Source organism: Nocardia sp. FBN12 (genome assembly GCF_050320175.1).
Taxonomy (GTDB): domain Bacteria; phylum Actinomycetota; class Actinomycetes; order Mycobacteriales; family Mycobacteriaceae; genus Nocardia.
The window spans coordinates 6,955,650-6,968,332 of the sequence record NZ_CP190048.1 but is presented as its reverse complement, the minus strand read 5'-3'; the positions used below and the strand labels follow the sequence as shown (position 1 = coordinate 6,968,332).

Here is a 12,683-nt window from a genome sequence, read left to right as displayed (position 1 = left end):
TCTACTACTCGAATTCCTGGTTCAGGTCGGCACTGCGCCGGCGGAACGGAAAGCCGAACGCGGCGCCGATTCCCAAGGCGGCCAACAAGAACAGCGAACCGGCGATCGCGACCTGGCGTGGTCGCGCATCGGGTTCCGGCGCCGCGTACGGCTCGGCGATCGGGTGGCCGACGTCGGCACCCTTGCTCGGCGGCTCGGCGGACAGCGGTGCGGTGAGCGCCGCGAGCGGGTCGATCAGACCGGCGCCGATGGCGTCGTCGCGGCCGCGCCCCGGTGCGTGCGCGGTGCGGGTGATCCGTTCGATCACCTGCTGCGCGGACAGTTCCGGAAAGCGGGACCGGATCAGCGCGGCCAACCCGGCGACATACGGTGCGGCGAAACTGGTTCCGTCGACCGGTTGCACGCCCTCCATCGTCTGCACGCCGTCGACCAGGCCGGTGCCACCGGGCTTGCTGTCCAGCGACACGATATTGCGGCCGATCGCGGCGGCCCCGACCCACGGCCCGCGCAGCGACAGCGCCGACGGCTTGCCGTCGGCGTCGACCGAACCGACCGACAGCACGTACGGGGTGAACCAGGCCGGGGACGGGACCGTGGTCACCGAACTCCAGCCGGACCCCTCGTTCTGGTTCTGGCACGGCCCGCCCTGCTCCACGTTGCCCGCCGCCGCCACAACCACCACATTGCGGTCGTAGGCGTACTTCACGGCGGCACCGAGCGCGCCGTCGGCGGTATTGGAACCAGCTGCGGTGCAAGCCACTTCGGAGATGTTGATCACGGTGGCGCCCATGTCCACCGCGCGGACGACCGCGCCGGCGAGGGTGAGCACGCTGCCGTAGCCGTCGCTGCGCAGCGCACCGTCCTCCTTGACCGAACCCTGCCGGTCCTTGCGGTCGTAGGCGAGGCTGAGCTGACGGATGGCCAGGATCTCCGCGTCCGGGGCGACACCGACGAACGCGTCGTCGGGTGAGGGCCGGGCAGCGATGATGCCCGCCACCAGGGTGCCGTGGCCGTCGCAGTCGACGGTGCCGTCGGAATCGCTCACATAGTCTCCGCCCGCTTGCAGCGCGGGCAGGCGCGGATGCCGATTGACGCCGGTATCGATCACGGCCACCTTCTGCCCCGCCCCCCGGCTGAACTGCCACGCCGAGGGCAGATCGAGGACCTGCTGCGCCATCGGGGGTTCGACCGGCGCGCTGCCGCGCAGCACCGGTTCGGCGCACAGTTCCCGCTGTTCGGTCGGTTCGAGCGGAGCCGGTCTAGTGCTCAGCGCGATGGCGGCGTCGAGCGCACCGGGATCGATCCGCGGCGGGGCGATCGCGCCCGCGGGCGCCGGGAAACCGGCGACCGTGCCGAGCACGGTCGCCGCACAGGTGAGCCGCAGTAGTGCGCGCCCCATGGCCGCGCCGGTCATATGTTGCGGGCGGTCGAGTACACATCCATGACCCACAGGGCGAGCGGGATCATCGTGATGATCAACAGGTACTCGAAGATCTCGATCGCCCGCCGCGTCACCGGGGTCACTTCGACATGGGGGCCGATCACACCGAACCCGACGACACCACCTGCCATCGCCAGCAACAGTGCCACCGCGACGAATTCGAGCGAATCGTGACCGAGCCCGAGACCGGTCAGCAGCGCGAGCAGGGCGAGCGCGCCCGCGGTGATCAGCGTGGCGGCCTGCACCAGATCGGCGTAGGACCGGCCGCGCAGACACAACACGATCGCCGCGACCGCCGCGAGGGCGACACCGCCGGAATGGAACGTGCCGAACGGGTCGGCCGCGCCGATGGCACCGATCAGCGCGGCCAGCGCGCAGGCGACGACGAGACCGGTCTGGATCTGATTCGCGACCCTGGCCCGTTCGCCGAGCCCGGCCGCCGACGGCAGCGCGATCGCGCCGACCGCGCCGACGCCCTCGATGGTCGGGCGCTGTTCGTGATCGGCGGGGTCGATCGCCCCGCCCGCGGTCGGTACCGGCGGAATCGGCAGTCTGGCCGTCACCGCGGCCAGACGTGGCACCGACGACAGCAGGATCACCGCCGCGACGAGTACACCGGCGAACAGCTTGGCCAGCCCCGGATGCCAGATCAGGTAGATCGCACCGGACACCGCGCCGAACACGCTGATCGTGATCGCGGCAGCGAACAATCCGGGCCCGATCCCGGTGACCCGATACCCGACCACCGCGGCGACCAGCAGCACCACGCTGCCGAGCAGCAGATTGCCCGCGCCGAGCTGGCCCGGCACCACCAGCGCACCACCGCCGAACAACAGCAGCAGCGCGTCCAGCGAAAGCCAGTTCGCGGTAATCGAATCCGTGAATTTTCGCGCGGCGATCCCGGCCGCCGCCGACGCGGCGATCCCGGTGCCGAGCAGCGCGAACGCGGGGGCCAGCGGATCGGTGTCGGCGCGCGAGACCACCAGCAGCGCGAGCGCGGCGATGATCGAGACGGTCGCCAGCACCAGGCCGGTCCAGCGGGCCGCCGATCCGGACCAACCGCGGAACTCGCCTGCGGTGAGCCGGGATACGGCGTCGATGACGTCGTCGAACAGCGCGGGCGACTCCTTGCGGGTCACCGGGCTCAGCACCAGCAGTTCACCGTCGTAGACCTCGGCCTCGGTGAGCGTGCGGCTCGGCGCGAGCGGGTCCTGGCCGAGGCGCGCCAGCGTCCAGTGCTGGGCCCGGACCGGAGCGGATTCCTCGTCGCCGTCCGGCAAGCGCGGATCGCGAGATCGGATCAGTGCCACCAGATCACCGATGAAGCCGGCGATCGGAACCGTGGCGGGCAAACCTATGTCTAGCTGCGTATCACCCCCGATCACTGAAACTCGGCATAGTTCGGGCTCATTGCCTAACAACGTCGACACCAGTGATGAACTCTCAGTCGTAGCTGACTACTTCCGTTGCGACCACACGGCAGCGTTACCTAATCTAACGGACATGGCAAACCGGCGCGATCGAAGTCGTCGCCGCCGGATTGAACACCAGCTGTCCATCAGAGGAAGATTTCGGGGTCCGACACCACATGCCAGACATTCGCCAGGCTCAACGCGCCTTCGACGCGGGCGTCCTCTCGCTCGGTCTGTCCATCGACGGTCAGGAGTCCGCGCGTGACGAGGAGTACGCGAAGCTGGCCTTCCAGCGCGCGACGGAATGGGACTCGTCGATGTGTGACGCGTGGCTCGGCCGCGCCGCCGCCGGCGAGCTGACCAAGGAGGTGCTGTTCAATCTGCATCGCACCAGCCTTGATTCGCTCGGCCGCGAGCAGCGCCGGATCGGCCTCGCACCGCGCGCCATGGCGGGCCGCTTCCTGCCCGGGCTCTACATCGACTACCCGCTGAGCGGACTCACCGAGATCTGGCTGGCCTGGGCCTCGCAGCTGATCGCCGACACCGACTACACCCAGGCCGAGCAGGTGCTCGACGAACTGGCCAAGCTGCGGGCAGGCCGCGCCGACGACCCCGACAAGCAGATCGACGATCGGATCAGCTCCTACATCCGCGGCATCCTGCACTACAACACCCAGCGCTGGTCGGACGTGATGACCGTGCTGGCCGGTTCGGAGAGCTGGAAGGACCCGTACCTGGCCACCGGCGCGAACGTGATGGTCGGCACCGCGTGCGCGCAGCTGGGATTGTTCGGTGAGGCGATCCGGCGGATGGAACAGGCTGAGGCGGGCCCGATTCCGTCGGCCAAGTTCACCGCCATGTACAACCGCGGCCTGTGCCTGCGGGAATCGGGCAACGAGGCCGAGGCCCAGAAGCTGTTCGAGCAGGTCTACTCGCAGCTGCCCGATTTCACCGCGAACACGACGGCGATGCGTGACCGCACCTTCCGGATCGTGGTCACCAGCCGCGAGGTCATCGACGCGCGGACCGACAAGTGGGATGCCGACTCGGCGCCGACCCTGGCCACGATGAACGAGGCCGCCGCCGAGGACCGCGCCAAAACGGTGCTCGCCGAAGCACGCGCCCAGCTCGACAAGCAGGTGGGTCTGGCCTCGGTGAAGAACCAGGTGGCCAAGTTGCAGTCCTCGGCGCAGCTGGCCAAGATCCGGGCGGGCAAGGGCCTGTCGAGTCAATCCCGTGGCCAGCACCTGGCTTTCACCGGTCCGCCCGGTACCGGTAAGACGACCATCGCGCGCGTGGTCGCCAAGATCTACTGCGGTGTCGGCTTGTTGAAGACCGACAAGGTGGTCGAGGCCAAGCGGGTCGACTTCGTGAGCCAGAACCTCGGCGGCACGGCGATCAAGTCCGAGAAGCTGATCGACAGCGCGATGGACGGAGTGCTGTTCATCGATGAGGCCTACACCCTGATCCAGACCGGGCTCTCGGGTGGTGACGCGTTCGGCCGCGAGGCGGTGGACACCTTGCTGGCGCGGATGGAGAACGACCGCGATCGGCTCGTGGTGATCATCGCCGGGTACGACGGCGAGATCGACCGGCTGCTCGCCGCCAACGACGGCTTGGCCTCCCGATTCGCCAAGCGATTGCAGTTCCCGTCTTACACCGCCGCCGAGCTCGGGCAGATCGGCGAAATCGTGGCGAACAGCCGTGATTCGCAACTGTCGCCGGAATCGCTGGCAACCCTGATCGAGACCTGCGACTACCTCTACAACCTGGAGAGCACCGATCAGAGCGGAGCGCCGCGTCGCGGGGTGGACCTCGCCGGTAACGGCCGCTTCATCCGCAATGTGATCGAGTCGGCGGAAGAGGAACGCGAGTTCCGGCTCGCCAATACCGACGGACTCGACCTGGCCGAGGTCGACGACGATGTGCTGATGCGCATCGAGGAGCCGGACATGCGTACCGCGCTCGCCGGTATCGTCGCCACCCTCAACATCGGGACGATCCCGAACCTGAGCTGAGCACCGACGAGCGGGGCCGGGTGCGCGCCCGGCCCTCGCTCGTTTCGGCTACTTGCTGGCCGAGGGCAGCGAATCGTAGCTGGTGAGCGCGTCTTTCGCGGACAGCGTCGGGCCGGGCACGAGCTTGCCGATGATCGACCACGGTGCGAGCCTCGGCTTGTCACCGAGGCCGAGCACGGCGGCGGTCGCGGCGTCGGGGACACCGTAGCGAATGCCGTTGTCGGCCACATAGAACAGCGATTCACGTCGCAAACTACCCGGCTCGGCCCCGGTGACCTGGACGTATTCGCCGGTGCTCGGCGGCAGGTACACCGCGTCCATCCGGTCGCCCGAACCGTCGGCGGTCGAGAGGGTCACCGGCTTGGCCGAACCGGACAGTGGCAGTTTCGTGCCGGCGAGCAACGTCACGGTGGCGCGTTCGGCGGGGCCGTCGACCGACTTGCCTTGCGCGGTGGCTTCGCCGGGATCCTTCGCCCAGTTCACGCAGGCCACCGGGGCGTCCTCGGCGGACAGGATCCGCGGCTTGCGTTCGGGGAAGGAGTCGATCGGCAGGGTGTGCAATATCGGCATCCGGTCGAGCACGTCCGGCGCCAGTTCGGCGATCTCGCGCATGCCGCGCGAATCGGCGTTTCGCAACAGGTCGGCGGTGAATTCCGAGACGCGCTGCACACCGTCGGCCAGCACCACGTACATCGTTTCCTTGCCCGCTGCCTCGACGCCGGTTACCGCGATGATGCCGCCGATCGGCACATTCGACAGCTTGCCGGGGCCCGGTTCCCCCGCGCGCTCGATGCTCGGGACGGCCAGCGGCGGGGCCTGGGTGGTCGCGCCGAGTACCGCGCTGCCGATCGGGCGAACCTGCTGGCCGGTCAGGCCGAGAGTGCGGGCGAGCACCGAGTTGCCCGGGTCGACCTCGGCTCTGGTCCCCTGGTAGACGAGGAAGGTCTTGTCGTCGTGGCGCATCAGCATGGCGTCGTCCGCGCCGACGGCCCCGATCCGGTCACCGGTCTCCGGCTTGCCGACGATGGTGGTGGTGAGACCGCCGCCCGCACCCGACGCACTGCCCCCGGCCGAGAGCTGGGTGGTCTCGCACAACGTCCAATTCGAGCTCGACCCCTGCTTGGAACCCGGCATGGCCGCCGGGGCACCGGGAATGCCGAGCAGCGGACCGCGCGGCAGCGAGCCCAGCTTGTCGTCCTTCACCGATTTCGGCGCCTGCGCGTCGCCGGCGATGAGCCGGGCCGAAGCCAGGTTGAGCACCGGATGGAGGGTCTTCTCGCCCTCCCTGGCCTCGACGACCACATACATGGCGCCGCTCTGCTTGCCGGTGACGATCAGCGCGTCACCGATGGCGCCCTGCGGTTTGAGGAAACCGAGGATGGCCGCCCCTGCCACGATGATCAGACCGAGGACCGCGCCGACCATCAGCGACCGGCTCTGCGACTTCATCGGATCGTGCAACATGCGCACGTCACGGCGGACCAGCGCGTGGTCGAGCCTGCGAAGCAGAAAGCGATAACCATTGACCTGGGCTTTGGTTGTCAGCTGTGCCGGCACAGGTACTCCATTGCTGAGTTGATCACCATCTCGTCGGACACGGTACCGTAAATCCGGAACTTGTCCTTCACCATGATTCGACGTACGCCAAGCGGGGACAACGGCTTTGAACAACAGTATGAACGCCGGGCAAACCGGCAGCGCACATGTCTACGACACCCTGCGTGACCCGGAATTCTGGTTGTTCCGGATGTACCCGCTGCGTGCGTGTGTGCCCACCGCGGTACTCGCGGCGATCGTGGCCTGGATCGTGCTGGCTACGACGGATTCGGTCTACGGCGCGATCGGCGGGGCCGCGGTCGTCCTGGTGATCGGACTCGTGCCGATCCGGCGGCGACCACCCGCGGTACGGATCGGGGACTGGCTGGCGCGCCGCCTGCGCGGCCGCGCCGACACCCTCGATCGGGCACCCGCGTTCGACGTGCCGCTGCCAGAGGGCGGCGGCTGCGGGGTGCGCTGGGACGGCGATCTGCTGCTCACCATGCTGCGGATAGATCCGCCGCCGGACACCCTCACGCTGCTGCGCCGTGGCTCGCTGAGTGCCGACCAGTTGCTGCCGCTCACCGAAGTGGCGCGCTGCCTCGAGCAGTTCGACGTGGGGTTGGTGAGCATCGATGTGATCTCCACCGGCGCGCGCACCGCGGGCACCGGCGCGGCCGCGCACCTCTACAACCGGATTCTCGGCCCGCTGCCCGCCATCGCGCACCGCACCTGCTGGCTCGTGCTGCGATTGGACCCGGTGGCCAACGCGACGGCGGTGGACAAGCGCGGTGGTGGTGCCACCGGTGCGCTGCGCACGATGATCATCGCCACCCGCCGGGTCGCGAATCGGCTGGCCACCCATGGCATCGACGCCGCGGTCCTCACCGCGACCGAGATGAACAGCGCGCTGCGCGAACTGTCCTACGGCTTCGACCCGCTGCGGCTGACCGAGTCGGCGCACGGGCTGGAGTCCGAGTTCGGCAGGCATCTGACCCACTACCAGCTCACCGCGCCGATGATCGGCACCAACGGCCTGGCCGAGATCTGGTCGCTGCCGACGCTGTCGACCACGGTCACGCTGCGCCTGCATCCCGGTGCGGGCCGGATCGGCCGCGCGGACGACAAAGCCGGGACCGTGGTGCTCAACGCCGTCGTCCGGTTCGATTCGGCCGAGCCCTACGACAAGGCGCCGCTGCCCGGCCTGCGTGAGCTCCCCGGCAGCCAGCGCCGAATCCTGCTCGACACCTTGCCCATCGGTGCCGCCGACGACCTCGGTGGCCGCGACGGCTACCGAGGCACCCTCACCGCGCTCACCGACATCGCCGTGCCGACGACCGGCTGCGGCCAGCTGATCGGCGCCGACGAACGCGGCCAGGGCATCGCGGTCCCCCTGATCGGCGCGGGCACCCGCCACGTCGATGTGATCGGCAACCTCGACCTGGCCCAGCAGGTGGTCCTGCGGGCCACCGCGCTCGGCGCCCATGCCGTTGTGCACACCTCGCGACCGCAGGCGTGGCAGTCGATGGTCGCCAATCTGGCCACTCCCCAGCTGCTGTCGATCGCGCCACGCGCCGCGGGCGCGACCCCACAGGCACCACCGGGCCCGCCGCCCGTCCCCGCGGCTCCGTACCCGACCACGACCGTGCTGGTGTTCGACGGCATCGCGCCGACCACCCATCTCGGTGGCGCGACCTTCGTCGAAGTCCGTACCGCCGAACGTGATCCGGACGCGCTGCAGCCCGACGTGACGCTCATCCAGGACCCGTCCGCCCCGAACCGGATCACGGTGCGCACCAGTGCGGGCAGCGCGACGGTGTCGATGGTGACCACCCCCGACGAAATGCACTACATCGGCGAATCACTCGCGGCACGCTGAATTCCTGAGCAGCACAACGAGTTCGGGAAAGACCACATCGCAGATCCGGCACCGGCCACCTCACAACCCGACCCGCACGGGGCCGACCTCGAGGAGGCCCACGCCCGCGCAGCGGGCGTAGCGGCCCGGCCGACCGAAAAACGGGGCGGGACAAAGTGCCGAAGGCACGAGTCCCGCCCCGTTTTTCGGTCGACCCATCAGGGGCCGCGCTCGAGCGCGCCAGCGCTCCGATATATCAGAAGTCAGCGAACCCGTCGCCGACTTTGCCGTCGGCCTCGAGCGCGCGGTTCAGCGCGGACTCGACCTGAGCGGCGAGCTTGTCGAGCTTGTCGAGGGTGTCGGTCAGCTCGGTGGTGACGTTCTTGTGCGCGGTGTCGAAGGTCGAGATCGCCTGGTCACCCTGCAAGTTGTTCCGGAAATCCGAAGCGGCGCCTTCGAGTTCGTCGATCTCGCCCTTCATCTTCCCGCCGTAGGTCTGCAGGTCGCTGAACAGCTCGTTCATCGCCGCGGGATCGTAAAGAATGGTCATGAGCTCAGTTCCTGTTCGTTTCTGATTCGCGGTCAGAGATTGGTGTAGCCGCCGCCACCGCCGGTGGAACCACCACCGGACAGGCCTTGGCCGTCCATGTTCACCAGGGTGGACTTACCGGTGCTGACCGCTTCGGTGAGCCGGTCGAACTTCTTGTTCAGCGCGTCGGACTCGTCGTGCCAGGCCTGGGCGACCTTCACGAACTCGTCGGAGGCGTCACCCTTCCAGCCACGGAGGACGGCCTGGGCCGCGTCATCGATCTGGCCGACCGACGTGCGGAGGTTGCCGATGCTGCTTTCGAGCTTGGAGACGACGCCGTCTACGCCGCCGGCTTCTACGCCTACTGGTCCCTGAGGGGGCATATGCCGAACCTTTCCTACTTGATGGTTGAAACGAGAGATGGCTTAATCTGGCCGCCACCCCCCACCGGGAAGCCCCTCGAGGAGCGCACCGATTGCCTGCGTGAGGCGGTGATCGGTGCCCGGCGTTATGGTCGACCACACCTGCCCGTCGGGCGCCGTCATCGGCGCTACAACGATCCGGCCGCGCGCGGTGTCGTACACCGCGACCGCGCCAGGGGCTCGGGTGGTCAGCCCGTCATGGTGGACTACGGCGACGATCTCGGTGTAGCCATGGCAGGTGCCGAAGGCCGCGCCGAGCACGGTCGCCTGGTGCGCGTCGATACCGAGCGCATACATCGCGTCCACGTACTGGGAAGTTGTTTCGGCGGCGTCGAGACGCGCCGCGAGTTCGTCGGCCGCGACACTCACCGCTGCTACCTCGGCGGGCGCGCAGGTCGGCAGCGCGGCGAGCAGCAGGCGGGCGAGTTCACGGGCCGATCCGTCGATGGTGTCGGTGGCGATCTCGAAGTTCTCGCCGGTGCGCACCGCGCTGGCGTGACCGGAACCGCGCCGCGCCAGGCAGATTCGCCGTCGGCCATCGTCGCCGTAGCCGCGGGCGACGAGTTCGGCATCGGGTTGGGCCAGCGTGTACAGCGCGCCGGCCAGGTCGGGCTCGACATCGCCGTAGGTGTCGAAGATGCCGGTGGCGGTGAGTTCGGCGACGGCGGCGTCGCGGGCCGCGCGCCAGGCGTCGAAGGAGTCCTGTTGCGGGCCGACGGCGAGCACCAGCGGCAGGGTCTGCACTCCGAGCCGGTCGGCGACGGCGAGCAGCGCGTCGTTGGTGAGCGTGGTCATGGCCGTCCCTCCGCGGTGGCGGTGCCGCCGGTCTGCGGGGCGGCACGTTCGGCGACGCCGAGTACCGCGGGCGCGGCCTGGATCTCGCCTTCGGCGACCAGCTGGTCGGACTCCTCGTGGGCGAGGCCCGCGCGAGGGAAGCGGGCGGCCGAGTCCTGGCCGCCACCCTGTGCCATCGCACCGGGAACAAGTGGCGCGGACTGCCCGGCGGGGGTGGTGGTGACCGGCGCCGACTGTGTCGTGGCACCCACCGTGGTCGCGGACTGGACGAACGTCGGTGTCCGGTAAGCGGTTTGGACGGGCGCGGGCATCGACGGCAGCGCGCCGAGCCCGATCGCGCCGAGCCCCGGCATCGCCACGGCACTCGGTGCCGGGGTGGCGGCCTGGCCCGACTTTTCGCCGGTCAGTGCGGCTTCGGGGGCGATGGGCGGCGGCGGCGCGTGCAACCACGGCGTCGCCAGCGGTTCGGTGGCGGCTTCGTAGCTGCGCATCACCCGGGAGGCAACGGCTTTGGCCACGTCGGCGTCGGCGTCGGTCTGCGCCGCGATCGCCTTGATCGGCGCGCCGAGGGCGGTGCCGACCTGCTCCAGTGCCTGCTGCATCGCCGTGATGGCGGCGATGTCGGCGGTATTGGGCATGGCGATGGCCGCCACCTCGTAGGCGAGGACCTGGGCCTGCATCCTCGCCGCGTTGGCGGTCGCGGCCGCCGCGGTCTCGAGCAACCACTCACGCAGCGTCGAGATCCGTTCCCACACAAGCTCGCTGCTCCCGGACTTCCAGGATCCACGCAGCGTCTGCAGCACCTGCTCGTAGTCGAGCACGGCCGCGCCGAAGGCCGCGGCGAGCCGCGTCCAGGCGGCGGCCGCGTCGGCCATCGGCATCGGTCCGGCACCGGTGGTGAGGTCGGTGGCGAGCTTGTCCGGCTCGCGCGCCTCCCACACCACTCCGGTGAAGCCGGGCTGCGGTGGTTCGATCATTATCCGTTGAAGCCGCTGGTGTTGTCGTTCTCCATCTGATCGAACTCGCTGACCTGCGCGCGCAGGGTGGCGGCCAGCTTGTTCATCTCGTGCGCGCCCGCCTCGGCGCCGGTCAGGTAGTCGTCGGCGACACCGTTGGCGGTGTTCGCGGCGCGCACCGACACCTCCTCGGTGCCCGCCGGTGCGACGTGCAGCGCCGGGGCGACCGCGGTGAGTTCGGTGGTGAGCCGGTCGGCGATGCCGTCCAGCGCTGCCGCGGCTTTGCTCGCCGCAGCCGAATCGAATTCGAAGGTGTTACTCATTGCTACCCCTGTCGTGGTCGTGCCGCGTCACAGTGAGAGTTCTTTGTCCGGCGGCGCTTCGGTGCCCACCGGTTCGGCGGCGCCGACGACCGGGGTCGCCACCCCCGCGATCGGGCCGACGACTTCGTCGCCGTGGTTTCCGGTGACCAGTTGCGAGTGCACGGCCTCGTTGCCGCCGCCCTCCACCGCGCGCGCCATCGGCATGCCCGCGCCTGCCCCACCCATCGGCATCATGCCCGGCGACGAGCTGCCCGCCGATGCCGTGGTCATGTTCGCGCCGCCGGCACTGCTGCCGCCAACGCCGCCTGCCGCACCGGTGGCGCCGACAGTGGACAGGCCGCTGCTTCGCCCGCCCTGCCACGGGCTGAGCGGCGACGATGCCGCGGCCCCGCCGCCGATCGCGCCGACCCCACCGATCGCGCCTCCGCCACCGCCGCCACCCGCGGCAGCCAGTTCCTCGGCGGATTCCTCGCCTGTCCCGGCGATCTCGGTACCGGTGCTCGCCGCGTCGCCGGCTGTGCTGGTGGACAGCGAACTCACTTGTCCGGCAATCGAACTCAGCGAGGAGACCGCGGTGCTCGCGGTACTGATCAGCGGGGTGATCAAGCTCATCAGCTGGCTCAGCGACTCGCTGCTCGCGTCGACACCGGATGGCGCGTTGGTCACCGGGACCTTCTCGCCCGCCTGCGCCATCTCGCCGCTGCGCGCCACCATCTCGGCCTTGGTCTCGGCCGTGATCGCCAGTCCCTCGGCCATCGCCTCCATGGTCGCCGCGATCAGCACCGCCTGACCACCCGGCGTCAGCACGTAGAGCGGAGCGAGTGCCAGTGTGGCCGAGTAGCGCGCGATCACCGCGGCCAGCTTGGCTCCACCGACGGCGACGTTACCCGCCGCCTGGGCGAGCACCGCCTTCTCCTGCGTGCTCTGGGTGGCGAGCTTGGCACCGTCGGCCTGTGCCGCGGTCGCCTTGGTCGTCGCCTCCGTCGCCCCCGAGCTCTGCCACAGCTGCATCACCGTCTGCAGTGCGGTCGAGCCGAGCGACATCACCGTCTCCAGCACCGAGGTGATATTCGTCAGCGCCTCGGCGGGATTGGTCGACGTGCCGGTGTCCGACGTCGCGCTCGTGCCGCCGAGCGCACCGGTACCGAACGCGGAGGCCAGTTCGGTGAGCGGTTGCATCAGCGCCGTGAGGTCGATCGTCGGCAGCGCGGGCATTTCCGGCAACTGGATGAACTCGGGCAGCTGCGGCAACTGCGGCAACCCCATCGAGCTGAGCGCCTGACTCACCGGCTGGTCGAGCATCGGCGCCAGCGAACTACCACGCAGCAGTTCGAGCACTGTCGGATCGACCGACGCTGCCGCGCCTGCCGAATCTCCCCCTGGATACGTCATT

11 protein-coding genes are annotated in these 12,683 nt (G+C 69.4%); 2 read left to right on the top strand and 9 right to left on the bottom strand.

Translation table 11 applies throughout. From position 1 onward, the window contains the following. Window positions 1-4 precede the first annotated feature (4 nt). Both mycP and eccD read right to left on the bottom strand, forming a co-directional pair. Entirely contained in the window at window positions 5-1,399 is a 1,395-nt protein-coding gene (gene mycP, locus ACQHI0_RS32700) for a type VII secretion-associated serine protease mycosin (RefSeq protein ID WP_427905554.1), read from the bottom strand. Between the two features lie 11 nt (window positions 1,400-1,410). Beyond that, window positions 1,411-2,871: a type VII secretion integral membrane protein EccD gene (gene eccD / locus ACQHI0_RS32695; protein WP_427905553.1), complete on the bottom strand. Its 1,461-nt coding sequence runs from the start codon at window positions 2,869-2,871 to the stop codon at window positions 1,411-1,413. 158 nt (window positions 2,872-3,029) lie between these two features. Here eccD and eccA point away from each other — a divergent pair, with 158 nt between their 5' ends. Then, on the top strand, window positions 3,030-4,871 hold the full coding sequence (gene eccA, locus ACQHI0_RS32690; RefSeq protein WP_427905552.1) for a type VII secretion AAA-ATPase EccA: 1,842 nt from the start codon (window positions 3,030-3,032) through the stop codon (window positions 4,869-4,871). Between the two features lie 48 nt (window positions 4,872-4,919). On the opposite strand, the gene eccB is transcribed toward eccA, so the two are convergent. Beyond that, a complete protein-coding gene (gene eccB / locus ACQHI0_RS32685; RefSeq protein WP_427905551.1) occupies window positions 4,920-6,428 on the bottom strand; it encodes a type VII secretion protein EccB in 1,509 nt (502 codons plus the stop codon). A gap of 118 nt (window positions 6,429-6,546) precedes the next feature. Between eccB and eccE the strand changes: the two genes are divergently transcribed. Continuing rightward, complete coding sequence (gene eccE, locus ACQHI0_RS32680) at window positions 6,547-8,286, top strand: type VII secretion protein EccE (RefSeq protein ID WP_427905550.1); 1,740 nt, start codon at window positions 6,547-6,549, stop codon at window positions 8,284-8,286. A 235-nt stretch (window positions 8,287-8,521) separates the two neighbouring features. Here eccE and ACQHI0_RS32675 read toward each other — a convergent pair whose 3' ends face one another. Genes ACQHI0_RS32675 through ACQHI0_RS32650 form a run of 6 tightly spaced genes read right to left on the bottom strand, consistent with a single transcriptional unit; the run spans window position 8,522 to window position 12,682 of the window. After that, window positions 8,522-8,815, bottom strand: coding sequence for a WXG100 family type VII secretion target (locus tag ACQHI0_RS32675; protein WP_378632332.1), 294 nt, complete (start codon window positions 8,813-8,815; stop codon window positions 8,522-8,524). Between the two features lie 32 nt (window positions 8,816-8,847). Beyond that, the gene (locus ACQHI0_RS32670; RefSeq protein ID WP_427905549.1) at window positions 8,848-9,177 is read right to left on the bottom strand and encodes a WXG100 family type VII secretion target; all 330 of its coding nucleotides are present in this window, start codon (window positions 9,175-9,177) and stop codon (window positions 8,848-8,850) included. Window positions 9,178-9,219: 42 nt separating this feature from the next. Further along, complete coding sequence (locus ACQHI0_RS32665; protein WP_427905548.1) at window positions 9,220-10,011, bottom strand: ESX secretion-associated protein EspG; 792 nt, start codon at window positions 10,009-10,011, stop codon at window positions 9,220-9,222. After that, on the bottom strand, window positions 10,008-10,988 hold the full coding sequence (locus ACQHI0_RS32660) for a PPE domain-containing protein (protein ID WP_427905547.1): 981 nt from the start codon (window positions 10,986-10,988) through the stop codon (window positions 10,008-10,010). Before ACQHI0_RS32660 ends, ACQHI0_RS32665 begins: the two co-directional genes overlap by 4 nt. Next, window positions 10,988-11,290, bottom strand: a complete 303-nt coding sequence (locus ACQHI0_RS32655; protein WP_427905546.1) for a PE family protein — start codon at window positions 11,288-11,290, stop codon at window positions 10,988-10,990. The genes ACQHI0_RS32660 and ACQHI0_RS32655 overlap by 1 nt, the downstream gene beginning before the upstream one ends. A gap of 27 nt (window positions 11,291-11,317) precedes the next feature. Next, window positions 11,318-12,682 carry a hypothetical protein gene (locus ACQHI0_RS32650; RefSeq protein WP_427905545.1) on the bottom strand — a complete coding sequence of 455 codons (1,365 nt, stop codon included), beginning with the start codon at window positions 12,680-12,682 and terminating at the stop codon, window positions 11,318-11,320. Window position 12,683 lies beyond the last annotated feature (1 nt).

What these genes read in the sequence shown, in the direction of transcription:
- ACQHI0_RS32660 (WP_427905547.1), bottom strand. Translation starts at nt 10,988, where the DNA reads ATGATCGAACCACCGCAGCCCGGCTTCACCGGAGTGGTGTGGGAGGCG.
- ACQHI0_RS32650 (WP_427905545.1), bottom strand. Translation starts at nt 12,682, where the DNA reads ATGACGTATCCAGGGGGAGATTCGGCAGGCGCGGCAGCGTCGGTCGAT.
- mycP (WP_427905554.1), bottom strand. Translation starts at nt 1,399, where the DNA reads ATGGGGCGCGCACTACTGCGGCTCACCTGTGCGGCGACCGTGCTCGGC.
- eccA (WP_427905552.1), top strand. Translation starts at nt 3,030, where the DNA reads ATGCCAGACATTCGCCAGGCTCAACGCGCCTTCGACGCGGGCGTCCTC.
- ACQHI0_RS32670 (WP_427905549.1), bottom strand. Translation starts at nt 9,177, where the DNA reads ATGCCCCCTCAGGGACCAGTAGGCGTAGAAGCCGGCGGCGTAGACGGC.
- eccE (WP_427905550.1), top strand. Translation starts at nt 6,547, where the DNA reads ATGAACGCCGGGCAAACCGGCAGCGCACATGTCTACGACACCCTGCGT.
- ACQHI0_RS32655 (WP_427905546.1), bottom strand. Translation starts at nt 11,290, where the DNA reads ATGAGTAACACCTTCGAATTCGATTCGGCTGCGGCGAGCAAAGCCGCG.
- ACQHI0_RS32665 (WP_427905548.1), bottom strand. Translation starts at nt 10,011, where the DNA reads ATGACCACGCTCACCAACGACGCGCTGCTCGCCGTCGCCGACCGGCTC.
- ACQHI0_RS32675 (WP_378632332.1), bottom strand. Translation starts at nt 8,815, where the DNA reads ATGACCATTCTTTACGATCCCGCGGCGATGAACGAGCTGTTCAGCGAC.